The sequence below is a fragment of the Haloparvum alkalitolerans genome, assembly GCF_050122995.1.
GTDB classification, from domain to species: domain Archaea; phylum Halobacteriota; class Halobacteria; order Halobacteriales; family Haloferacaceae; genus Haloparvum; species Haloparvum alkalitolerans.
In genome coordinates this window covers 79,422-102,836 of record NZ_JBNLIA010000012.1, presented here as the reverse complement: position 1 = coordinate 102,836, position 23,415 = coordinate 79,422, and the positions used below count along the sequence as shown (strand labels likewise).

Genomic DNA, 23,415 nt, shown 5'->3' with positions numbered 1-23,415 from the left:
GCGGTGGGTGGGACTGAAAGGGGCAGCCGGCTCGATCCTGCCCGGACGACGCAAGCACTCGCGTCGGGCGTTGCGGAGAGACGCGAGCGCGCAGCGAGGCCCGGCGGGTCGAGCCGGCTGGGGCTTTCTGGATGGTGCTGTCCAGAGTAGCAGAGCCTACGACAGAGCGATTTCCGGATGAGGGAGAGCCGGCTGGGGCTTTCTGGATGGTGCTGACCCAAACAGCAGGAGTAACAGAAAACGCAAAAACGTCGTACAGAGTCCCGATTGGGCGGATCCGAGTGTCCGATCCCCGCCTCAGTCGTCGACCGGGCTCTCGTCCGGCGACTCGTAGATGATCTCCACCTCGTCGGCGAACCGCTCCAGAATGTTCCGACGTTTCTTCTTCATCGTCGGCGTGAGTAGGTCGTTCTCCTCGGTGAACTCCTCGGCGACGAGCCGGAACTGCTTGATCTGCTCGAACGCCTCGAACTCCTCGTTCACGCGGTCGATCTCTTCCTGAATGCGCTCGCGGACGCGTTCGTCACGGCAGATCGCCGTCCGGTCGTCCGGGAGGTCGATGCCGCGGTCGGCCGCCCACGCCTCGACGCGCTCGAAGTTGGGCACGAGGATGGCGGAGACGAACTTCCGGGAGTCCCCGAGCACCAGACACTGCTCGACGAACTCGTTGGCAGCGAATCGGTCCTCGATGGGGCCGGGCGCGACGTTCTTTCCCGTCGAGAGCACCAGCAGCTGCTTGGCGCGCTCGCGGAACGCGATGTAACCGTCCGGTCGGACCTGGACGATGTCGCCGGTCCGGAACCACGGGTCGCCGCCGTCGTCGGCCTCGGTGAACGCCTCCGCGGTCGCCTCCGGCTTCTGCCAGTAGCCGTCGGTGACCTGCGGGCCGCGGACGAGCAGTTCGCCGACCTCGCCGTCGAGGTCCGCGACCTCCTCGCCGACCACCGCGTCGTCGATCCGGATCTCGGTGTCCACGACCGGCGGGCCGATGGTGCCGACCTTCGGCTCCTCCGGCGGGTTGACGCTGATCACCGGCGACGTTTCGGTGAGGCCGTACCCCTCCAAGATCGGGAGGTCCATCCCGTGATAGAGCGCGCACAGCTCGGCGGAGAGCGACCCCCCGCCGGAGATGAAGAAGTCGACGTTCCCCCCGACGCCCTCGCGAACGCTGGAGAAGACCAGCCGGTCCGCGATCGACCGCTTGGCCGACAGCAGCGCGCCGGGGTCGTCCGCCTCGTGGTACGCCCGGCCCACGTCGACGGCCCACTCGAAGATCCGCTCTTTCACCGGGGACTCGCTCGCCTGCTCGCGGATGGCGTCGTAGAGCTTCTCGTAGACGCGCGGAACGCTCGTGGTGGTGGTGGGTCGCACCAGCCCGAAGTCCTCCCGCAGCGTGTCCGGGCTCTCGGCGTACGCGACGGTCGCGCCCGCCGCGAACATCATGTAGTGGCCCGCCAGCCGCTCGAAGACGTGCGCGAGCGGCAGGAAGGAGAGCGTGGTCGAGTCCGCGGAGATACCCGCCACGTCGGGGTCGCGGTCGGGACGATCCGCGAACCGCCGGTAACACTGGTTGACGTTCGCCCGGAAGTTGGCGTGCGTGAGCTGGACGCCCTTTGGTCGGCCCGTCGTCCCCGAGGTGTAGATGAGGCTCGCGAGGTCGTCCATCTCCGTCTCGTCGAGCCACGACTCGTAGGCGTCGAGGTCGAACGCCTCGGCACCGCGCTCGTGGAGGTCGCCGAGGGTGAAAACGTCCGGCTCCGCGCCCGCCTCGCCGGGGTCGTCGAACGACACCACCGCGTCGAGCTCGTGCCCGAGGTCGTCGCGGACGCCCTGCACCTGCTCGAGAAGGTCGCGGTTCTCCGCGACGACGACGGTCGCCTCGGGGTCCTCCAGCAGGTAGCGGAGCTGGTCGTCCGACGAGGAGGGATAGACGGTGGTGACGGTCGCGCCCGCCGCCAGCGCCGCGAAGTCCGTCTGCGCCCACTCCATCCGCGTGTGGGCGTAGATCGCGACGCGCGTCCCGTTCTCGACGCCGATCTCGCGGAAGCCGGCCGCGAGGTTGCGGACGACGTCGCGCGTTTCGGCGTAGGTGAGGTCCGCGTACTCCCCCTCCGCGGCCGGCGGGACGACACCCGCGGAGACGAGCGAGCGGTCGTAGATCCCCCCTTTGTAGCGCTGCGCCACGCGGTCGGCGTTCCGGTCCGCGCTCCGCTCGAACGTTCGGGAGAGCGTCTCGGTCGCGATCGCCGGGTCCGAGAACTCCCGCTCGGCTTCCTGCCAACTCATACCGCACGCAACCCGCGGGAAGTTAATAAACGGACCCCCCGACCTTTTTCTGCGTCGGGTTCGCGCGCCGCAGGCGGCGCGCTCACCACTCCTTGAAAAATGTCGATCAAAAAGGAGCCGCGGTCGGCGCTGCGGGCGCTTCGCGCCCTCGCGCCGCCGCGGTACCACACCTCGACAGAAACAGCACCGCGACCGCATCAGCACCGCCACCGCAACAGCGCCGCATCGCCACAGCACCGCATCGCCACAGCGCCGCACCGCGACAGAAAATTCTGTGAAGCCCGCGCGGAACCGGGCGTTAGGCCAGCGCCATCTCTTTCACGAGGATGCGCTCGTCGCGGCGCGCGTCCCACTCGATACGGTCGCTGACGCCGTAGACGGAGTACTGGCGGTTCAGGAACACCCACGGCGCCTGCTCGTGGATGATCGCGTTCGCCTCCTGCAGCAGGGCGTCGCGCTTCTCGGGGTCGCCCTCCTCGCCGGCCTGCGCCATGAGCTCGTCGACGCGGTCGTCGGCCCAGTGCATCCACGCGCCGTCGCTGACGAGGTACGGCAGGATGTTGCGCGCGGCGTCGAAGGTTGGGTTGCCGAAGCCGATGAGGTGGAACTTCGGCCGCGTCTCCAGCTTCCCGTCGACGATCTCCTGCACCAGCGCGCCGAACTCGCGCTGCTGGACCGAACAGGAGACGTTGTCGAGGTCGTCGATGAAGCCCGCGACCGTCTCGGCGATCTCCACGTCGCGGAGGTAGCGTCCGACCGGCGTCTCGAGGGTGATCTCCACGCCAGCGTGACCGGACTCCTCGACCAGTTCCTCGGCACGCTCGGGGTCGTGCGGGTACGGCTCGATGTCGTCGTTGTAGCCCGTGTACCCCTCGAGCGTCGCCTGCGAGGTGGGGTCACCGAAGCCGTCGAGCACGTTGTCGATGATCGAGTCGAGGTCGACCGCGTAGTTGAGCGCCTGCCGGAACTCCGGCGAGGAGAACGGCTCCACGTCGTAGCGCATCGGCGCGAAGATGATGCGCGTGCTCGGCACCGCGGTGATGTCGGTCCCGTCCTGTTCCTCGATCCGGGGCACCTCGTTGGGCGGGACGTTGACGGTGAGGTCCGTCTCGCCGGCCAGCAGCGCGGAGACGCGGGAGCTGACCTCGCTGGCGGCGTTGAACGTGACCTCGCGGACGTCCGGCTCCTCGCCCCAGTAACCGTCGAAGCGCTCGAAGGTGATCGACACGTCCTCCTCGTACTCGGCCAGTTCGTAGGCGCCGGTGCCGTTGACCGCCTGCGCGATGTCGTTCTCGGCCACCCACGCCTTCTCCAGCACGTTCCCGGTCGTCGCCAGGTCCGAGAAGATGGTCGGGTTCACGGCGCCCGACTCGATCGTGACCACGCCGGCCTCGTCGTCCGCGGTCGCCTCGTCGATGCCGGGCAGCTGGTCTTTCCGCGCGCTGACGATGTCCACGTCGTCGTCGACGACGCGGTTGATCGAGTAGGCGGCGTCGCTCGCGGTCAGCTCGGTGCCGGAGTGGAACTGCACGCCCTCCCGCAGCGTCAGGTCGGCGCGCCCGTCCTCGACGCGCTCCCAGTCGGTCGCGAGCTGGCCGACGAGCCGGCCGTCCGCGTCCCGGAAGACGAGCGTCTCGTAGGCCTGCCGGAGCACGTTCGTCGTCGGCGTCTCGCCGTGGTTCTGCGGGTCGAGCGTCGCCACGAGGTTCCCCTGCGTGATCGTGATCGCGTCGGCGTCCTCCTCGTCGCCCTCGGTCGTCGTCTCCGTTTCGCCGCCCTCTCCGCCCGCGCCCTCGGCGCTCTCCTCGATGTCCTCGATGTCCCCGCCGCCCGTACAGCCGGCGAGCGCGGTCGCGCCCGCGGCCCCCGCGGCCGTCAGAAACCGGCGTCGCGTCGCGTTCCGAGTCTCCGTCGTGTCGGTCATACCCCCGCTTGGCGACCCCCACCTAAGCGGCGCGCGGCCCCGTCAACGCCGGCCGGGTCGTCCGCGTCGCGTCAAAAGCCGCCGGTTCTCGTCGCTCGCCGCCGGCCGGTCCCCCGGCCAGACCTCGCGTTCGCGACCCCCGGTGCTGGTCCGCCGTCCACGAACCTCGGGGCGTGCTGTCACGCCCCTCCCGGCCCATATTGCCGCCGTCTGTGATGCCTATGATGCATTTTTCTGTCAGAATGAATGTCCCGAGGGAATTTCTGCGGCGGTTCCAGCCCCAGTTTGACGCCGCGCTCCGGAGACGGGGGCGGTCGCGGCCCCCCGGGCGCGCCGCTCAAGTGTCTCCGCCGCCAACTCGGAGCAACGTGAGCGACGCCGACTCCCCCCTATCCGAGGACCGACCGACGGCCGACCGGCCGTTCCGGGTCGACGCGCCGTTCGAGCCCGCGGGCGACCAGCCGGCGGCCATCGAGGAGTTGGTCGAGGGGTTCGAGGCGGGCGCCGAGGAGCAGACCCTGCTCGGGGTGACCGGCTCCGGGAAGACCAACACCGTCTCGTGGGTCGTCGAGGAGCTGAACACGCCGACGCTCGTCTTGGCCCACAACAAGACCCTCGCGGCTCAGCTCTACGAGGAGTTCCGCGAACTGTTCCCGGACAACGCCGTCGAGTACTTCGTCTCCTACTACGACTACTACCAGCCCGAGGCGTACGTCGAGCAGACGGACACCTTCATCGACAAGGAGATGTCGATAAACGAGGAGATCGACCGCCTGCGCCACTCCACGACGCGGTCGCTGCTCACCCGCGACGACGTCATCGTCGTCGCCTCCGTCTCGGCCATCTACGGCCTCGGCGACCCGCAAAATTACCGCGACATGTCCCTCCGGCTGGAGGTCGGCGAGGCGGTCGGCCGCGACGAGCTGCTCGCGCGGCTGGTGGACCTCAACTACGAGCGCAACGACGTGGACTTCACGCAGGGGACCTTCCGCGTCCGCGGTGACACCGTCGAGATCTACCCGATGTACGGCCGGTACGCGGTGCGTGTGGAGTTGTGGGGCGACGAGATCGACCGCATGCTGAAGGTGGACCCGATGCACGGCGAGGTCGTCTCGGAGGAGCCGGCGGTGCTGTTCCACCCCGCGGAGCACTACTCGATCCCCGACGAGAAGTTGGAGCAGGCGACCCGGGAGATCGAGGACCTGATGGAGAAGCGCGTGCGCCACTTCGAGCGCGAGGGGGACCTCGTCGCCGCCCAGCGCATCGAGGAGCGCACCACCTTCGACCTGGAGATGCTCCGGGAGGCGGGCTACTGCTCGGGGATCGAGAACTACTCCGTCCACATGGACGACCGCGACGTCGGGGACGCGCCGTACACCCTGCTCGACTACTTCCCGGACGAGTTCCTCACCGTCATCGACGAATCCCACCAGACGATCCCGCAGATCAAGGGCCAGTACGAGGGCGACAAGTCCCGCAAGGACTCGCTGGTCGAGAACGGCTTCCGGCTCCCCACCGCCTACGACAACCGGCCGCTCACCTTCGAGGAGTTCACCGAGAAGACCGACCGCACGCTGTACGTCTCCGCGACGCCGGGCGACTACGAGCGCGAGCACTCCGAGCAGGTGGTCGAGCAGATCGTCCGCCCGACCCACCTCGTCGACCCCGAGGTGGAGGTTGCCGACGCGACCGGGCAGGTCGAGGACCTCATGGACCGCATCGACGAGCGCATCGAGCGCGGGGAGCGCACGCTCGTCACCACGCTCACCAAGCGCATGGCCGAGGACCTCACGGAGTACCTGGAGGAGGCCGGCGTCGAGGTGGCGTACATGCACGACGAGACGGACACCCTGGAGCGCCACGAGATCATCCGGGACCTCAGGCTCGGCAACATCGACGTGCTCGTCGGCATCAACCTGCTCCGGGAGGGACTCGACATCCCCGAGGTGAGCCTCGTCGCCATCCTCGACGCCGACCAGGAGGGGTTCCTCCGGTCGACGACCACTCTCGTCCAGACGATGGGGCGGGCGGCCCGCAACGTCGAGGGCGAGGTGGTGCTGTACGCCGACGAGATGACCGACTCGATGCGGCGGGCCATCGACGAGACGAACCGCCGCCGCGAGATCCAGCGCGAGTACAACGAGGAACACGGCTTCGAGCCGACGACCATCGACAAGCCGGTCGGCGAGACCAACCTCCCCGGCTCCAAGACCGACACTTCCGGCGTCTCCGTCGGCGACGTGGAGACCGAGGAGGGCGCCCGCGAGCAGATCGAGGCGCTGGAGGAGCGCATGGACGAGGCCGCGAGCAACCTGGAGTTCGAGCTGGCCGCCGACATCCGCGACCGCATCGCGGAGCTCCGGCAGGCGTTCGAGTTAGACGCCGCCGACGAGGGCGTCCCGGCGCCGACGGCGGACGACTTCTGACGCGGACGGCTTCTGACGCGGACGGCTTCTGACGCGGACGACTTCTGACGCGGACGGCTTCTGATGCGGACGACTCCTGACGCCGACCTCGCCCCCGCGGTCCACGCCGTCCCGCCTTTCTTAAGTTCCGGCGGCCGCTCCGGTCGGACATGGTCGCTGGTTCCCGCCGGCTGCTCGGCGTCGGGCTGCTGGTCGTCTCCCTGCTGGTGTTGACGCAACCGCTCGCGCTCCGGAGCGTGTCGGCCGCGACGGTGCCGGCGCTTTCCGACCCCGCGAGCTACCTCGCCGTGCTCCCACCCGCGGCGCTCGCGGCCGGCGCGACGCTGTTCGTCGCCGGCGTCGCCGCCGTCCGCGGTCGGACCGTGAACACCGTGACGGCGCTCGCGGTCCCGCTCGTCGCGGCGGTCGCGGGCCTCGCGCTGCTCGCGAGCGCCGCGGAACCGGACGCGGCGGCGCTCGGCTCCGTCGCCGCCCTCCGCGCGCTGGTGACGGGCGTCCCCGCGGGCTTCCTGCTGTCGGGCGCGGCGGTCGGCGGCGCGGTCGCGCCGGTCGTGCTCGGCTCCGTCACGGAGGACACCTACGCGCTGCTGGCCGGCGCGGTGGTGCTGCTCGCCGGCATCGCCGCCTCCCCGGCCCCCGCGGCCGCCGCGGTCGCGGGACTGCTCGGCGGCGGCCTCGCGGTCGCGGCGCTGTGGGCCGTCGACGCGGAGGGCTGGCGGCCCTGATCGGTCAACCGAACGGAGCCACGCCGTTTCGGTGAATAGCCATTCGTTAGCCCGCTATTCATACAAAATTCAGTCCATAGTGAGTAGCACGCGAACGACACCGTGCAGAGGAACCTTATCTCGGTTTGCGATCCCCAAAAATTCCGTAAAACTGTGCGACACGATATGCAGCGAAGACAGTGAACACGATCGGCATCCCGATAAAGAAGATCAGGAGCAGATCTCCGCGTGTGAATAGCCCGGTGATCGCGTTTCTGGCGACTCCGGGGAGTCCCGAGATCACGATGGGGGTGAACAAGAGGATACTGAACAACAGAGCGGCGGTCAGTTGCGTGTATGGCCAAGGGTTGTCACCGGATACTCGCGAGGCCATTAGACACCCACCTCGCTGGGGAGTTCATTGTCTGTCGGTGCGTGGATACGCGTCGTCCAATCCTGTCTCGCCCATTCCTGTGCGCGGCGGACGCGATTGGACGCGGATTGGAACTGGTCCGGGTCGCTGTGTGCCTCAATGTAGCGGAGACGGTGAAGTAGGCCGTCCATATTTGCGTTCTGAATGCCGAGGCCAGGGCGTCTATTCACTTCGAGGACCATCGGGCCATCGTCCTCATCGAAGACGATGTCGACACCGGTGTATCCGAGGCCACTGGCGATGGCAGCCTGCGAAGCCGTCGTGAGGATCTCCTCCCAGTCGGGAATGGTGAATTCGAGGTCGGCACCGGTATCGGGATGGGTATCGATGAATGCGTCGTGCGTTTGCTGATAGCCACCGGACGCGGTCCCGGTGGCGATATCCACGGCAACGGCGACTGCACCAGTGTGGATGTTGGCGGTTCCATTCGATTCTTCGGTCGGAAGCCGAACCATCGACATCACGGGGAAGCCGAAGAGAGTGATGACGCGAAGGTCGGGTACACCACCTGTCGTTCGGTTCGCAAGCATTCCGTCGGGCGTAATGAAGCCTTCGACGAGTGCCTCTCGCCGAGCACCATAGTCGCTGACACCACCGACGCAGATGTTTCGAGTATGAGCCACGATCTCGTCAGTTGTTAGCTGCCCGCGATTCGTGAGGAAGTCGCCGGTCTCTCCGTCTCGGCCACGAACGGCGAGCACGTCACGCCCACCGGATCCATCTATCGGCTTGATGGCGAACGTATCCTGCGTCTCAAGGAGGGTCCGAAGTTCGTCGAAGTCGGACTCGTCTTCGGCGATGAGATAGGTGGCAGGTGTAGGAATTGAAAGCCCATGGAGGGTTTTCTTCATCTTGGCTTTGTTGAATTCCGCCATAACCGCCGTGGGGTTGTATTTGCCGATGAACTCTCGGTTCCTGACACGCATCGTTAGTACGTTGCCGGCGTTCTCTTTCCCAAGAGAGCGCCGCAACGTACTGAACCGGAGGTATTCGCCGAGGCGGGTGTCAGTGACGCTTCCGAGGAGAATGTTGATGGCGACGAGCCCGACCCACAGTTCTGGCGAGCGGATGACAAGTGTAACGAGCGGCTCGTAGGTGATGATCAGGAACGCTGCAGTGATACTGAGAAGGGTGGCAGCGAGGCGTCGTGTCGCAGGTACCCACCCACTTTCGCTGAGACTCCCGACGAAGCGCTCTGCGTACCACGTCGTCAGCACTACGGGAAAGAGGATAACTGCTTGGAGCGGTGGGATGTTTTGGAGTTGCCCGGCCGCTTCGAGAACAAATAATCCAATCGCTGCGACGACGAGGAGTGACGCCACACGGTGGGCGGTTCCGAGGTCCAATTCGCTGATAGCCACACGGGCAAGTGCCGTGATAAGGAAGATGTACGCGATAACGATAAAGCCCCAAAACGGTCCAATGATCACCCACGAAAAGGAGAGAATCACGGGGCCGAACACGCCGAAGGTGCTCATCCCAAGTTCGTTCCGGATGACAGCGATGACTGTCCCGGCGATCATCAGTCGGAAGGCAAAGTCGAGGTCCTGAGCGACCGGGACGAACAACTCCGAACTGGATCGGAGAAACACGGCGACAACTGCCAATCCGAACAGCAGTACTATGCCCGGTAAATGTTGTCTATATTTCACGTCCATGATTCACCTGCGAACACCTCACAAAGAATGGTCTGACTAACTCCTTCATGCAGAAGCGAGACGAATCGCACACACCCACCCACAAGACAGCGCTTGAACAACATATCTATATCCATATTTGTATAAAAGTATTTAAATTAGACTCTTTCAACCTTTGTTCAGAATCAAGTGGCGTACTCCTCAAAACAGGTCGATCACACCTGAAATCGCGATAACTGTCTTCGGCTTCAGAAGGTCAGATCCCCGTATTGAACGACCGGGAGATACAGACACGGCAACTGTTGGGTCACTTCGGGGGCGAGATCGCGCCGGTCCCGGCCACGTTGACGAAACAGAGATACCCTGGACGCCGCGGCTATTCGACCAGCCGCTCGATCTCGGTGACGAGGATGCCGGACGCGCCGACCGCCTTCAGGTCGGTGATCGTCTCGAACACGTCGCGCTCGTCGACGACTGCGTGGACCGCGACGGTCTCCTCGCCGTTCGCCTTCTCCTCGACGTCCATCACCGTCGGCCCGCCGAGTCCGGGGATGACCTGCTTCACGTCGTCGAGGTTCGCCTTCGGCGCGTTCATCATCAGGTAGCGTTTCCCCTCCGCCTCGGTGACGGACTCGAAGGCGGTCCGGACCTGCTGGACCTTCTCGTCGTCGGCCACCTCCGGCCGCGCGAACAGCCGGACCGATGACTGGAGCACCTCGTCGATTATCTCCAACCGGTTCACCTGCAGCGTCGTCCCCGTCGAGGTGATGTCCACGATGGCGTCGGCCATCTCGACGTGGGGGGTGAGCTCCGTGGCGCCCGTCACCGTCACGACCTCCACGTCGACGCCGACGCTCTCGAAGTAGGCGCGGGTGATGGCCGGGAACTCGGTGGCGACCGTCCCGCCGCGGAGCTCCGCCACGTCCTCGACGCCGTCCGCCTCCGGCGCCGCGAGGACGAGCCGACAGTTGCCGTAGCCGAGGTTCAACAGGTCGACGAGCTCGTCGCCGTCGGCGGCTGCGGCGGTCTCGACGACCCCGCCCGACTCCTCGGCCTGGTCGAGCCCCGTGATCCCCAGGTCCGCCGCGCCGTCGCGGACGTACTCCGGGATGTCGGCCGCGCGCGCGAACAGCACAGACACGTCCGGGTCGACGGTGTCGGCGTACAGCTGTCGGTCCGCGGTCTTCTCGACGTGGAGCCCGGCGCGCTCCAGCAGGTCGATGGTCGGCTCGTGGAGTCGGCCCTTGTTGGGCACGGCGATGCGCATACCCGACCCTCGCGCGGCGGGGGGAAACCGTTTTCGTCCCCTCGGAGCCCGCCGCCGGTGCCGAGGTGAAGCCGCGACCCGCGGCGAACCCTTTTGTCCGAAGCCGCGGCCATCCGTCTTCGGGCGCGCGGGCGGTGGTTCAGCGGCTCGCGAGCGCCGACCCACGAGCGGGACCACCCACAGTCCGAATAGGTCGCGGGGACGTCGTCGGTGCGGGACGGGGGACCGCGCCGACGGCCGCGATCGAACCCTTAAGGCCCCTCCGGAGTGACCACGCCGGTATGACCCGGGGCGACCTCGAGGCGGTCCGCGGCGCGACGGACCTCTACTACCACGACACGGGGATGTACGACACCGACGGGTACGGGACGGTCTACGTCTACGACACGCCCGAGCCCGCGGTGATCGACACCGGCATCGGAACGAACCGGGAGCTCCTGTTCGAGAACCTCGCGGAACTGGGGATCGGCCGCGAGGACCTCTCGTGGGTCCTGCCGACCCACGCCCACCTCGACCACGCCGGCGGCGCCGGCCACCTCGCCGCCGAGTACCCGAACGCCGAGGTCCGGATCCACGAGCGCGGCGTCCGCCACCTCGTCGATCCCGACCGGCTGGTCGAGGGCACCAAGGCCGCGGTCGGCGACCAGTGGAAACACTACGTCGAACCGGAGCCGGTCCCGGAAGACCGGATCGCGGGGGTCAGAGACGGCGACCGGATCGATCTGGGCGACCGGACGCTCGAGGTGATCGAGGCGCCCGGCCACGCCCCCCACCAGACGGTCTTCCACGAGCCCGACGAGGGCGTCGTGTTCACCGCGGACGCGCTCGGCATCTACGTCCCGCAGATCGACCGGGTGCGAACCACCTCGCCGCCGCCGCAGTTCGACCTCGACCGGTGCCTCTCGGACGCATCCGCCATCGCGGATCTGACGCCCGAGACGCTCTGCTTCGGCCATTTCGGCCCCCGCGAGTACGACCCGTCGATCGTCGAGGAGACCAAGCGGGCGTACGTCGAGTGGGTGGAGGCCGTCCGCGCGAAGCGCGCCGAACTGAGCGACGACGACGCGGTCATCGACCACTTCGTGACGGCGGCCGCCGAGGACGCGGGCGACTTCTGGAACGAGGAGCGCCACCGCGCCGAAGCGCGGCTGAACACCCGCGGCGTGCTGGCGTTTCTGGACCGGCGAGACTGAGTCCGGAGTGGCAGGCCCGGCGACACGAACCGAACCGGGGACGCGTCCGCGGACGACTCATTTATCAGCGCCGCGGCCGCCCTCTCTGGCATGAGCTCCCCGTCGGTTGTCGTCGTGGGCGGCGCGATGCTGGACGACCACTACGCGGTCACCAACCTGCCGGAGCCGGACGGCGGCGCCTTCGCGCCCGACGTCGAAACCGGTCTGGGCGGCGTCGGCGCGAACGTCGCGGTCGCGCTCGCGCGGCTCGGCCGCGACGTGGGGCTAGTGAGCCGACTCGGCGACGACGACACCGCCGAGGAGGTCCGGCGTCGGCTCGCGGACACGGCTGTCGACACCGATCGCGTCAGGACCGGGTCGGGCCAGTCGACGCGCTCGCTCGTCTTCCGGAACCCGGCGGGCGAGCGAATGATCGTCACCACGGACGGTCAGTTCAGACACCTCGAGATCAGCGAGGCGGACCTCGCGTATATGCGCGGCGCGGACGCGGTGTTCCTGACGGCTTACACCCCGGACGCCGCGACGAGCACGGTGCTCGACGCGGCTGCCGACCCCGGGTTTCCGCCGGTCGCGTTCGACCTTTCGGGCCCCCTCGAGGAGCTCGCTGATCGCGGGACGACCAGGGAGTCGGCCGCACTCGCGCTCGACCGCGCGGCGCTGTTCGTCTCGGGGTCGGTCGCGGCGCCCGCGTTCGTCGACGGCGACCTCGCGGACGCACGGGAGCGCTTCGCCGCGGCCGGCTGTCCCCGCGTGGCGCTGACTGCGGGAGAGGAGGGGGCGACCCTCTTCGCGAACGGCGACCGTGTGTCAGTCGACGCCTTCGACGTGGACCCGGTCGACACGACCGGCGCGGGCGACGCCTTCATCGCCGCGCTCGTCGACCGCTGGCTGTTGGCCAAGGAATCGGCGACGGCGGCCGGGCGGTTCGCCGCCGCGACGGCGGCGATCAACTGCACCACGGAATTCGCTCAGCCGGGGCTTCCGACCCGCGAGGAGGTCGGTACGTTCCTGGCCGATCGCGGTCTCTGCGACCGAGAGAACGCCTGACCGCGACCGTCGCTCACCCGTCTCCCCACACGTCCGAGAGGGGGTGGTTCTCCCGCCGCTCGGCGTCGGCCTCGGAGCGGGTTCGCGTGGGCGACCCCCCGCCGCTCCCGCCGGCACCGTCCCCCGCTGAGCCGTCGCGTTCGTTCGCACTCGATCCGCCGGTACCGGTCGCTCCGTCGGGTCTCTCCGACGACCGCGACCCGATTCCCCCGGCCGGTCCGCCCGACTTCGAAGGGGACGGCGCCGCGTCGACCCCGGCGAGCGCCGCGGCGGGGTCGAACGCCGGCAGGTCCGGGGTCGTCATGGCGTCCACCTGTTCGCGGAACCACGGCGGCGTGTCCGCCGCGGCGCGGTCGAACAGGTCCAGCAGGGAGTCGTCCGCGAGGTAGGTCGCGCCGTGGTCGTCGGGCGCGCGGACGACGCGCCCGCAGGCCTGGATCACCGTCCGGAGCGCGGCGCGGTGGTACCACGACCACTGCCCCTCCTCCAGTCGGCGCGCGACCCGAGAGTCGTTCGTGTTGAGGTACGGCGCCTTGCAGACCACCTGCCAGCGGCAGAGGTCACCCTTCAGGTCCAGCGCCTCCTCCATCTTCACCGAGACGAACACCTCTGGGTCGTCGCTGTCCTTCCACAGCTCCAGCTGCTCGTCGCGGTTCTCCGTCGCGTGTCGGCGGAGCCGCGCGGCGACGCCGAACTCGCCGAGGCGGTCGACCAGCCGCTCCGCGATGGCGTACGAGTGCGCGTGGATCAGCCCCTTCTCGTCCGGATGGCGGGCCATTAGGCGGACGATCAGGCGGGCGATCCGCGGCAGCGTCTCGTCGCGGTCCTCGTAGGTCATCGACCCCTGCGTCACGTCGTACAGCGGGCGGTTCTCGAGCGGGAACGTGTGGGGCACGTCCACCAGCGCGACGTTCGCGGGGTCGAGCCCCACGCCGCGACAGAACGACTCCTTCGAGAGGATGGTCGCCGACAGCAGCGCGAACCGGTTCCCGCGGTCCCAGACGGTGTGTCTGAGGTAGCGCGCGGGGTCGAGCGGCTTGATCGTGATCGCCGTCCCCTCGCCGTCGGGCTGGTCGACGACCCACGTCGTCGTGCTCTCGCGGTCGCGGTAGTCCTCCAGAAACCAGCCGAGCTCCGAGATCAGCTCCTGCAGGCGGTCGCGGCGCGCGACCTCGGCCGGCTCCAGCTCCGGCCGCCCGATCAGCTCGTCCTTCGCGCGCTCGCAGGCGTCGCGGAGCTGCTCCACGAACCGGGCGGTGCGGTCGAGCGCGTCCTCGTCGGCCGCGGCGTCCGTCTCCACGTCCGGCACGCCCACGTCGTCCCACACCGGGACGCGGTCGGGCGATAGCTCCACGGTCGCGTACATCTCGGCCCACTCCGCGAGCCCGTGCGCCTCGTCGATCACGGCCACGTCGCGCTTGCGGAACACCTCCGAGCCGGCGGTCTGCATGAAGTAGGCCAGCGTCATCGCGGCGAACCGCCGCGAGGAGGCGATGGAGCGGTCCGAAAAGTACGGGCAGCGGTGCTTGACGCTGCAGTCGAACCCGCGCTTGCGGACGCAGGGGGCCTGGTTGACCGGCGTGTCGTGTTCGCCGGGGAGGATGCAGTCGTAGTTCGCCTTCCCGCGGATCACGTTGAGGTCGTCCAGCAGGTCGTCCGTCGCCACGTCGTCGAGCTGGGACACCTGCGGCGTGGTGTAGTAGGCCCCGGTCGCCTCGCTCGGGGCGGCGTCGCTCACCTCGCGGGCGGCGCCCATGATCGCCCGCGCGAGCAGGGACTTGCCGCTCCCGGTCGGCGCGCGCACGAGCACCACGTCGTTGCCGGCCGCGAACGCGTCGCGGATGTCCCGCAGCGCCTGCTCCTGTGCGCCGCGAAAGCTCGGGGCCGGGAACGCCGCGGGGATCCGGTCGGGGTCCACGCCGTGAGGTGGCGCGCCATCGGACAAAAGCTCACGGATGCCGGTGGCCGGCGCCCCGGCTCGGTGCGGTCACTCCGCCCCGTCCGGCTCCGGCAAGTCGTCCGCCTCCGCGAGCTCCTGTAGCCGCTCCACGTCCTCGGCGGTCGGCTCGCGGTCGTCCGGTAGCCGCTCCATGCAGTCGAAACAGAGGAAGAACTCCGACCCGTCCGCAAGTTCCAGCGTCATGCCCTGCGTCGACTCGAACGCGAAGTTCCACAGGTCGCCGATGCCGCCGGCGATCCGCACCTTCGTGCCGCAGACCTCGCAGGGCTCGCTCGCCATGGCCGCGGTTGGGACCGCGACCCCATAAGGCGTGCCGTCGCGGTGCCGGCGGCGGTGGCTCGGCCCCGCTGGAGCCGAATCGACGCGAACGTTTACCATGCGGAGCCCTAACGTGGGGTATGAGCCTCCTCCGTCGCGCGGCGCGCGGCCTCGGACGCGCGTCCGCGAGCCTCACCAGTGCCGACCCGAGCGTGAGCGGCGGGGTCCCGGACGCCGCCAAACGCGTCGTCGCGGTCGCGGCCGCGCTCGCGGTCGCGGTCGTCGCGCTGAGCCAGGACCTCCTGCTCGGTGTCGGCGTCCTCGCGCTGCTCCTGGCCGCCCTGACCGTCGTCAGCGCCGTCGAGATCGTCGAGGCGTACGAGCGCGAGGCGCTGACCGTCTTCGGCGAGTACCGCCGCCTGCTGGAGCCGGGCGTCCACCTGATTCCGCCGTTCGTCTCGCGAACGTACCCCTTCGACGTGCGGACGCAGACGCTGGACGTGCCCCGCCAGGAGGCGATCACCCGCGACAACTCCCCGGTGACCGCCGACGCGGTCGTCTACGTCCGCGTGATGGACGCCAAGCGGGCGTTCCTGGAGGTCGACGACTACGAGACCGCCGTCTCCAACCTCGCACAGACCACCCTCCGGGCGGCGCTCGGTGACATGGAGTTGGACGACACGCTCGCGCGCCGCGAACTGATCAACGACCGGATCCACGAGGAGTTGGACGAACCCACCGACGAGTGGGGGATCCGCGTCGAGGCGGTGGAGGTCCGCGAGGTGAACCCCTCCAGGGACGTCCAGCGCGCGATGGAACAGCAGTCCTCGGCGGAGCGTCGCCGCCGGGCGATGATCCTCGAGGCGCAGGGCGAGCGGCGCTCCGCGGTCGAGTCTGCGGAAGGCGAAAAGGCGGCCGCCATCCTCGAAGCGCAGGGGGAAAAGCAGGCCTCGGTGCTGGAGGCGCAGGGGGACGCCATCGCGACGGTCCTCCGGGCGAAGTCCGCGGAGTCGATGGGCGAGCGCGCGGTGATCGAGCGCGGCATGGAGACGCTCGAGGCCATCGGCCAGGGTGAGTCTACCACCTTCGTCCTCCCGCAGGAGCTGACGAGCCTGGTCGGCCGGTACGGGAAACACCTCTCCGGGTCGGACGTGGGCGGGGACGGGTCCGGGATGGAGAGCCGCGAGTTCGACGCGGAGACCCGCGAACTGCTCGGGCTCGACGACGTGGACGCGGCGCTCGAGGACCTGGTCTCGCAGGCGGACGACGACCTCACGACCGGCGAGAAGGCCGGCGTGGAGGGGGAGCCCGCGGTCGCGGACGACCCGGACGCGGCGTTCGAGCGCGAGGGGTAGCCCGCTCGCGGCCTACCAGTCGAGCGAGCCGCCGGACTGGTACTCGGTCACCTGCCGCTCGAAGAAGTTGGCCTCGCGGGCGAGGTCGGTCGCCTCGGACATCCACGGGAACGGGTTCTCCGTCCCGAACTGCTCGGCCATCCCGAGTTGCGTGAGCCGACGGTCCGCGATGTACTCGACGTACTCCACGAACCCCTCGGCGGACATCCCCATCAGGTCCGGGGGACACGCCTCCTCGGCGTAGGTGGACTCCAGCGCGACCGCCTCCTCGATCAGGTCGGCGATCTCGGCCTCGAACGCGTCCGTCCAGACGCCGGGGTTCTCCTCGCGGATCGTGTTGATCAGGTCGACCCCGAAGTTGAGGTGGAGCGACTCGTCGCGCATGATGTACTCGAACTGCTCGCCGACGCCGACCATCTTCCCGCGCCGCTTCAGCGCGAGCATCATCGCGAAGCCGGCGTAGAAGAAGATCCCCTCCATGATGACGTAGAACCCGACGAGGTCGCGGAGGAACGCGCGCACGTCGGCGTCGGTCTCGATGGTGAAGTCGGGCCGGTCGATGGCCCGCGTGAGGTCCACGACGAACTCGTCTTTCGCCTCGATGGCGGGGATGCGGTCGTACATCCCGTAGAGGTAGTCGGGGTCGAAGCCCAGCGAGTCACAGCAGTAGATGAACGTGTCCGTGTGGATCGCCTCCTCGTAGGCCTGCCTGAGCAGGTACTGGCGGCACTCGGGCGCGGTGACGTAGTCGTACACCGCGAGCACGAGGTTGTTGGCGGTGAGCGACTCCGCGGTCGAGAAGAACCCGAGGTTCCACTCGACGAGCTGGCGCTCGGCGTCGGTGAGCTCGTCGTTCTCCCACTGGCGCACGTCGTCGGCCATCGGGATCTCCTCGGGCACCCAGTTGTTGTTGACGCCGTTCTCGTAGTACTCTCGCGCCCAGTCGTAGTCGATGGGCAGGATCTTGTTCGGGTCGTGTTGCGCGTCGTCGTTGATGATTGGCATGGTGGGTGACTCGTGATCGAACGGTTGCGGGCGGCGCTACTGGCAGGACTCGCAGGTCGGGTCCTCGACGGTCGGGAGGTCGCAGGCGTCGCCGTCGGCCGCGGTCTCGCCGTCCGTCTCGGGTCCGCCGTCCGCGGCCGCGCCCGACTCCTCGGTCCGTCCTCCGGCGGCCCCGCGGCCGTCCCGCGACTGCGTGTCGTCGTACTCGGCCATGTCGAGCGTCGACTTCTCGATGCTGGAGGCGCCGAGCGTCCGCAGGTAGTAGGTCGTCTTCAGCCCGAGCTCCCAGGCGGTCTCGTAGACGTCCGCGAGCAGCGAGCCGTCCGTCGACGGGAAGAAGACGTTGTGCGACTGGCTCTGGTCGATCCAGACCCCGCGGCGCGCGGTGAGCCGGAGCTGGTGGCGCGGGTCGATCTCGAAGGCCCCCCGGTACAGCTCCGAGAGGTCGCCGGGGAGGTCCAGCTCGCCCACGGCGCCGTCGTGGTACTTCAGGCGGTCGAGCGCCTCCGATCCCCACTGCCCCTCGGCTTTGAGGTCCGCGACCAGCCGCTCGTTGACGACCGTGAAGTCGCCGGTCATGTTCGACTTGACGTAGAGGTTGGAGTAGGCCGGCTCGATGGAAGGCGTCGTCCCCGCGATGGTGGAGATGGTCGCGGTCGGCGCCACCGCCGTCGTGTTGGAGTTACGCATGCCGTGCTCGGCGACCCGCTCGCGGACCGCGTCCCAGTCGAGCGACTCCTCGCGGGGGACCGGGATCGCCTCGTCGCGCTCCTCGGCGAGGAGGTCGAGGGTGTCCTGCGGGAGCAGGTCGCGGTCCCACTTCGACCCCTCGAACGTCTCGTAGGCGCCGCGCTCGCCCGCCAGCTTCGCGGAGTTGTCGATGGCGTGGTAGCCGAGCAGTTCCCCCGCCCGGTCCGCGAACGAGAGCGCCCGCTCCGAGTTCATCGGGACCCGCGCGAGCTGGAGCGCCTCGTGGAACCCCATCATTCCGAGGCCGACGGGCCGATGGCGCATGTTGGAGCGCTCCGCGTTCTCGGTCGGGTAGAAGTTGAGGTCGACGACGTTGTCGAGCATCCGCATCGCCGTCTCGACGGTGTCGGCGAACAGCTCTTCGTCGAGTTCCGCGGCCGCGCCGTCCGCGCCGAACGCGGGACCGGCGCCCGTTTCGCTCGCCCCCTCCGCGCCGCCCGCGGCCGCGCCCGCCACCGCGTTCGGCGCGGGGTGGGCCGCGGCGTCCCCGCGGAACGTCATGTGGCGCGCGAGGTTGACGGAGCCGAGGTTACAGACCGCCGTCTCCTCGTCGCTCGTGTTGAGCGTGATCTCCGTACAGAGGTTCGAGGAGTTGACGACGCCGACGTGGTCCTGCGGCGACCGGACGTTGCAGGGGTCTTTGAACGTGATCCACGGGTGACCCGTCTCGAACAGTCTAGTGAGCGTCTCGCGCCACAGCTCCGCGGCGTCGACCGTTTCGTACTGGCGAAGCTCCCCGTTCGCGGCCCGCTCCTCGTACGCCTCGTACAGCTCCGCGAACTCGGCGCCGTAGGTGCCGTGGAGGTCGGGCACCTCGTCCGGCGAGAACAGCGTCCACTCCTCGTCGTTCCGGACGCGCTGCATGAACAGGTCCGGGACCCACGCGGCGGTGTTCATGTCGTGGGTGCGGCGGCGCTCGTCGCCGGTGTTGCGCCGGAGGTCGATGAACGCCAGGAAGTCGAGGTGCCACGCCTCGAGGTAGGCGGCCGCGGCCCCGCGCCGCTTCCCGGAGCGGTTGATCGCGCCGGTCACGTCGTTCGAGATCTTCAGGAACGGGACGGTGCCGGTCGCCTCGACGCCCGTCGACTCGATGAGCGCGCCGTCCGCGCGCAGGGGGGTCCAGTCGTTGCCGAGCCCGCCGGACCACTTCGAGAGCTTCGCGTGCTCCTTGTACGCGTCGAAGATCCCCTCCAGGTCGTCCGGCACCGTGGTGAGGTAACAGGAGGAGAGCTGCGGGTGGGTCGTTCCGGCGTGGAACAGCGTCGGCGTCGAGTGGACGAACCGGAGCGTCGACAGCACCTCGTAGAACTCCTCGGCGCGCGCCGCCCGCTCCGCCTCGTCCTCGCGGAGCGCGACGCCCATCGCGACCCGCATCCAGAAGACCTGCGGGAGCTCGAACGGCTCGCCGTCCGCCTCCCGGAGGTAGTAGCGCTCCTCCAGCGTGTCGACCGCGGTGTAGTCGAACAGCTCGTCGCGCGCGGGCACGAGCGCGTCCGCCAGCCGGTCGAGGTCGTACGCACCCATGCGCTCGTCCAGCAGGTCCGCGTCCAACCCGTGCTCGATGGCCTCGCGGAAGGACTCGCGGTACGTCTCCGCGAACGCGTCGGCGTCCGCGGGCGGCTCCTCGCCGGTCACCCGGCGCGCGTAGTCGTGCCGCGCCACGCGGGCCGCCATCGCGTCGTAGGCGGGGTCGCGTTCGATCCGCGCGGTCAGCGTGGCGACGGTCGCGTCCGCGACCTCCGAACGGTCCGCGCCCGCGTAGAGGTTCCGCTCGATCTCCGAGACCAGTCGGTCCAGCGTCTCGTCGTCCAGTACGTCCTCGTGGCCGTCGCGCGCCCGCTCCAGCAGGTCGCGCGCGGCGTGGTCGGGTGTCGTCGTGCTCATTCTCGGGGGATGGTCCCTCCGGACCGGCGCCGCCGCTCGCGAGCGACGGCGTCGCCACTCCTCGGAAACGTTGGACGGCGCCGGGGGCGCCGCTGGTCGGCGGCGGCGCGGTCGACGCGCCGGTCCGGAGCGAACCGTACCGAACACTCTCCGGAGCCACGCGCATAAAGATTGCCAACGTAGTTGTAGTAGAACAACTACAGTTGTTTAGAAGGACGACCGCGGTTGGATCCGTCGGTCGAGCCGGTTGCAGCCGGCGGCGGTCGGAAGCGGCCGCTTCCGGAACCCGGCTACAGAAATCGGCTACAGAAACCGACCACAGAAATCGGCCACAGAAACCGACCACAGAAACTGCATCCGGGACCGTGCCGACCGCCCGCCGCGGCCCCCTTATCGACCGCGGTGTGCGGGCGCCGCGCGCTCGACGACCGCGGTCGCGAGCGCCTCGAAAGTGGCGTCGTCGGGCACCACGTCCACCTCGATGCCGTGGTTCTCGGCCGTCTCCCGGGTTGGGTGGCCGATGGTGCCGACGACGGCGTCGTTCAGGCCGGCGACGGCCGCCTCGCGGACGCCGCGCTCGGCCGCCGCGTCGAGGAAGTGCTCGACCGTGAGCGAGGAGGTGAACGCCGCCGCCTCCAGCTCGCCGGCGGCGGCCAGCTCGGCCGACTCGCCCGCGCCCTCGGGCCTGACCAGCCGGTAGAGGACCGTCTCGTGGACCTCGGCGCCGGCCTCGCGCAGGCCGTCAGTCAGGACCGGACTCCCGTGATCCGAGCGCGCCACCTCGACGAGCGCGCCGTCGACGCGGTCGGCGAGGAGGGACACGAGCCCGTCCGAGGAGTACGTCTCGGGGACGAGGTCGACAGTCCAGCCCGCCTCGCGGGCCGCGTCCGCGGTCGCCGGGCCGATGGCGACGAGCGTCGCGTCGCCGGGGGACCAGCCCGCGTCGGCGGCGAGTTCGACGCCGGTCTTGCTGGTCAGGACGACGTACTCGGCGTCTTCCTGCGGAGACGAGCCGGTCGGCTCGACCGCGAGCATGGGGTCCGGGACGGGGGTCGCCCCGAGCGCGTCGAGCAGGTCGACCGCCTCGTCGACGCGCTCGTCGTCCGGGCGGAAGACGGCGACGCGGACCTCGCGACTCATTCGCCTCCTCCGTGCCCGGCCTCCGCCTCCGCGGCGGGGTCGTCAGGATCGTCGGGATCGACCGGCGCCGCGTTCGCGTTCTCCAGGAAGTCGACCACGCGGTCGCGGGTCGCGGCCACCTCGCCGATGACGGTGATCGCGGGGGGTTCGATCCCCGCCTCGTCGCGCACGTCCACGATGTCCGCGAGCGTGCCGGTCGCGACGCGCATGTCCGGCCACGTGGCGCGCTCGACCAGCGCGACCGGCGTGTCTGGGGCCATCCCCGCCTCCCGGAGCGCCGCGGTGTAGTCCGGGAGCTTGCCGACGCCCATCAGGACGACGAGCGTGCCGCCGGTCGCCGCCAGCGCGTCCCACTCGACGGCGGATTCGTCCTTCGTGGGGTCCTCGTGGCCCGTGACGAACGAGACCGAGGAGGCGTGGTCGCGGTGCGTGACCGGGATGCCCGCGGTGCCGGGGCCGCCGACCGCGGAGGTGATGCCGGGGACGACCTCGAAGGGGACGCCCGACGCGGCGAGGTGCTCCATCTCCTCGCCGCCGCGCCCGAAGACGAAGGGGTCGCCGCCCTTCAGCCGGACGACCGTCCGTCCCTCGCGCGCGAGCTCGACCAGCCGGCGGTTGGTGTACTCCTGCGGCGTCCACTCGCCGCCCGCGCGCTTGCCCACGTCCTCGCGGCGCTCCTCGTCGATCAGGTCGAGTATCTCCGGGCCGGGAAGCTTGTCGTGGAGCACCACGTCCGCCTCCTCCAGCAGGCGCCGCGCCTTCACCGTTAACAGGTCCGGGTCGCCGGGTCCCGACCCGACGAGGTACACCTTGCCCGCGGCGCGCTCCGGCGCCGAGGTCGGGACCTCGTCCGCGGGCGCGTTCTCTCCGGTCGCCCGGTCCGTCTCGTTCCCGCGGTCGGCAGTCGCCTCGTCGTCCTCACTCATCGTCGGGCGTGCCGCCGTCGGTTCCGGCGCCGGTGGCGTCCGCCGCCTCGCGGGCGGCCGCGACCAGCTCCGCGGCGCCGTCCTCGCGGAGGTCCGCGGCGAACGACTCCGCCTCCTGTGCGTGTCTGTCGATGCGGAGGTCGCGCGTCTCGGCGACCTCCTCGGTCCCGTCCGTCGAGAGCACGCGGACCGTGGTCTTCACGTACTCGCCCTGCACGAGCGCGGAGACGCCGATCGGGGCGATGCAGCCGCCGTTCAGCTCCTCGAGGATCGTGCGCTCGACGGTGACGGCGACCCGGCTCCGCGGGTGGTCGAGCGCGCGTCGGACCGTCTCGGCCACCTCGGGGTCCGCGGCGGTGACCGCGATGGCGCCCTGCCCGGCCGCGGGGACGAACTCCCCGCGCGGGAGCCGCTGCGTCGGCACCTCGTAGTAGAGGTTCGAGCGGCGAAGCCCCGCCTCCGCGAGGACGAGCGCGTCGTACTCCGTCTCGACCTCGCGCCCCATCGCGGAGCGCTCCAGTTCGGAGAGCCCGTCGAACCACTCGTCGACGGACTCGGAGAACTCCTCGGCGGCGTCGTCCGCCGCGTCGCCGTCGTCGCCCGCCGCGCCCTTCTCGTCCGCCTCGGCCTCGACGCGCGCCTCGTGTTCGCGCTGGAGCCCGGGCGCGATCAGCTTCTCGATGCGCGTGTCGACGTTGCCGCGGATCGGCTCGACCTCCAGGTCGGGCCGGGCGGCCTTGATCTGGGCGGTGCGCCGGAGCGAGGCGGTCCCGACGACGGAGCCGGGTTCGAGGTCCTCCAGTTCCGTCCCGTCCGGTGAGAGCAGCACGTCGCCGGCGGGCGCGCGCTCGGGAACGGCCGCGACCACGAGGTCGTCGGCGTCCTCGGTCGGCACGTCCTTCAGCGAGTGGACCGCGATGTCGGCGTCGCCGTCGAGCACCTCCTCGTCGAGCGCGCGCACGAACGCGCCGGTCTTGCCGAGGCGGTGGATCAGCTCGTCGGGGACGCGGTCGCCGCGCGTCTCGACCTCGCGGACGGCGACCTCGCGGCGGTGGCTCTCCAGCGTCTCGCGCACCGTCGCCGCCTGTCGGCGGGCCAGGTCCGAGCCGCGGGTGACGAGCCGGAGCGTGTCTGTCATACCTGAACGCTGGCCCCGCTCCCTCAAAAGGCCACCAGTTCGGGCGCGCCGGGCGCCGTCCCGGTGGCCCGATCCGGGCGAC

16 protein-coding genes are annotated in these 23,415 nt (G+C 69.5%); 5 read left to right on the top strand and 11 right to left on the bottom strand.

What is annotated here, in order from left to right:
- Positions 1–297 precede the first annotated feature (297 nt).
- Together ACQE3L_RS11765 and ACQE3L_RS11760 are read right to left on the bottom strand one after the other, a co-directional pair.
- Positions 298–2,286, bottom strand: a complete 1,989-nt coding sequence (locus tag ACQE3L_RS11765) for an AMP-dependent synthetase/ligase (RefSeq protein ID WP_426964009.1) — start codon at positions 2,284–2,286, stop codon at positions 298–300.
- Between the two features lie 298 nt (positions 2,287–2,584).
- A complete protein-coding gene (locus ACQE3L_RS11760) occupies positions 2,585–4,210 on the bottom strand; it encodes an ABC transporter substrate-binding protein (RefSeq protein ID WP_426964008.1) in 1,626 nt (541 codons plus the stop codon).
- A 368-nt stretch (positions 4,211–4,578) separates the two neighbouring features.
- Here ACQE3L_RS11760 and uvrB point away from each other — a divergent pair, with 368 nt between their 5' ends.
- Entirely contained in the window at positions 4,579–6,636 is a 2,058-nt protein-coding gene (uvrB, locus tag ACQE3L_RS11755) for an excinuclease ABC subunit UvrB (protein WP_426964006.1), read from the top strand.
- Positions 6,637–6,785: 149 nt separating this feature from the next.
- Positions 6,786–7,361 (top strand): hypothetical protein, encoded by a 576-nt coding sequence (locus tag ACQE3L_RS11750; RefSeq protein ID WP_426964004.1) that lies wholly within the window; start codon positions 6,786–6,788, stop codon positions 7,359–7,361.
- A gap of 372 nt (positions 7,362–7,733) precedes the next feature.
- On the opposite strand, the gene ACQE3L_RS11745 is transcribed toward ACQE3L_RS11750, so the two are convergent.
- Together ACQE3L_RS11745 and hisG are read right to left on the bottom strand one after the other, a co-directional pair.
- Complete coding sequence (locus ACQE3L_RS11745; protein ID WP_426964003.1) at positions 7,734–9,431, bottom strand: sugar-transfer associated ATP-grasp domain-containing protein; 1,698 nt, start codon at positions 9,429–9,431, stop codon at positions 7,734–7,736.
- Positions 9,432–9,786: 355 nt separating this feature from the next.
- On the bottom strand, positions 9,787–10,677 hold the full coding sequence (gene hisG / locus ACQE3L_RS11740; protein WP_426964002.1) for an ATP phosphoribosyltransferase: 891 nt from the start codon (positions 10,675–10,677) through the stop codon (positions 9,787–9,789).
- Positions 10,678–10,958: 281 nt separating this feature from the next.
- Between hisG and ACQE3L_RS11735 the strand changes: the two genes are divergently transcribed.
- Together ACQE3L_RS11735 and ACQE3L_RS11730 are read left to right on the top strand one after the other, a co-directional pair.
- Complete coding sequence (locus ACQE3L_RS11735; protein WP_426964001.1) at positions 10,959–11,870, top strand: MBL fold metallo-hydrolase; 912 nt, start codon at positions 10,959–10,961, stop codon at positions 11,868–11,870.
- A 90-nt stretch (positions 11,871–11,960) separates the two neighbouring features.
- Positions 11,961–12,917, top strand: coding sequence for a carbohydrate kinase family protein (locus tag ACQE3L_RS11730; RefSeq protein ID WP_426963999.1), 957 nt, complete (start codon positions 11,961–11,963; stop codon positions 12,915–12,917).
- A 13-nt stretch (positions 12,918–12,930) separates the two neighbouring features.
- On the opposite strand, the gene ACQE3L_RS11725 is transcribed toward ACQE3L_RS11730, so the two are convergent.
- Both ACQE3L_RS11725 and ACQE3L_RS11720 read right to left on the bottom strand, forming a co-directional pair.
- Positions 12,931–14,835, bottom strand: a complete 1,905-nt coding sequence (locus tag ACQE3L_RS11725; RefSeq protein WP_426963998.1) for a helicase C-terminal domain-containing protein — start codon at positions 14,833–14,835, stop codon at positions 12,931–12,933.
- A 69-nt stretch (positions 14,836–14,904) separates the two neighbouring features.
- Positions 14,905–15,156 carry a DUF7561 family protein gene (locus ACQE3L_RS11720; protein WP_426963997.1) on the bottom strand — a complete coding sequence of 84 codons (252 nt, stop codon included), beginning with the start codon at positions 15,154–15,156 and terminating at the stop codon, positions 14,905–14,907.
- A 119-nt stretch (positions 15,157–15,275) separates the two neighbouring features.
- On the opposite strand from ACQE3L_RS11720, the gene ACQE3L_RS11715 reads away from it, so the two are divergent.
- The gene (locus tag ACQE3L_RS11715; RefSeq protein ID WP_426963996.1) at positions 15,276–16,490 is read left to right on the top strand and encodes an SPFH domain-containing protein; all 1,215 of its coding nucleotides are present in this window, start codon (positions 15,276–15,278) and stop codon (positions 16,488–16,490) included.
- Positions 16,491–16,502: 12 nt separating this feature from the next.
- Here ACQE3L_RS11715 and ACQE3L_RS11710 read toward each other — a convergent pair whose 3' ends face one another.
- The 5 genes from ACQE3L_RS11710 to hemC all read right to left on the bottom strand — a co-directional run bounded on the left by ACQE3L_RS11710 (position 16,503) and on the right by hemC (position 23,333).
- Entirely contained in the window at positions 16,503–17,495 is a 993-nt protein-coding gene (locus ACQE3L_RS11710) for a ribonucleotide-diphosphate reductase subunit beta (protein WP_426963995.1), read from the bottom strand.
- Between the two features lie 36 nt (positions 17,496–17,531).
- Positions 17,532–20,129, bottom strand: a complete 2,598-nt coding sequence (locus ACQE3L_RS11705; RefSeq protein WP_426963993.1) for a ribonucleoside-diphosphate reductase subunit alpha — start codon at positions 20,127–20,129, stop codon at positions 17,532–17,534.
- A 390-nt stretch (positions 20,130–20,519) separates the two neighbouring features.
- The gene (locus ACQE3L_RS11700; protein ID WP_426963992.1) at positions 20,520–21,269 is read right to left on the bottom strand and encodes a uroporphyrinogen-III synthase; all 750 of its coding nucleotides are present in this window, start codon (positions 21,267–21,269) and stop codon (positions 20,520–20,522) included.
- Positions 21,266–22,195: a uroporphyrinogen-III C-methyltransferase gene (cobA, locus tag ACQE3L_RS11695; RefSeq protein WP_426963991.1), complete on the bottom strand. Its 930-nt coding sequence runs from the start codon at positions 22,193–22,195 to the stop codon at positions 21,266–21,268. Before cobA ends, ACQE3L_RS11700 begins: the two co-directional genes overlap by 4 nt.
- Positions 22,188–23,333: a hydroxymethylbilane synthase gene (gene hemC, locus ACQE3L_RS11690; RefSeq protein WP_426963990.1), complete on the bottom strand. Its 1,146-nt coding sequence runs from the start codon at positions 23,331–23,333 to the stop codon at positions 22,188–22,190. The genes cobA and hemC overlap by 8 nt, the downstream gene beginning before the upstream one ends.
- Positions 23,334–23,415: the final 82 nt, after the last annotated feature.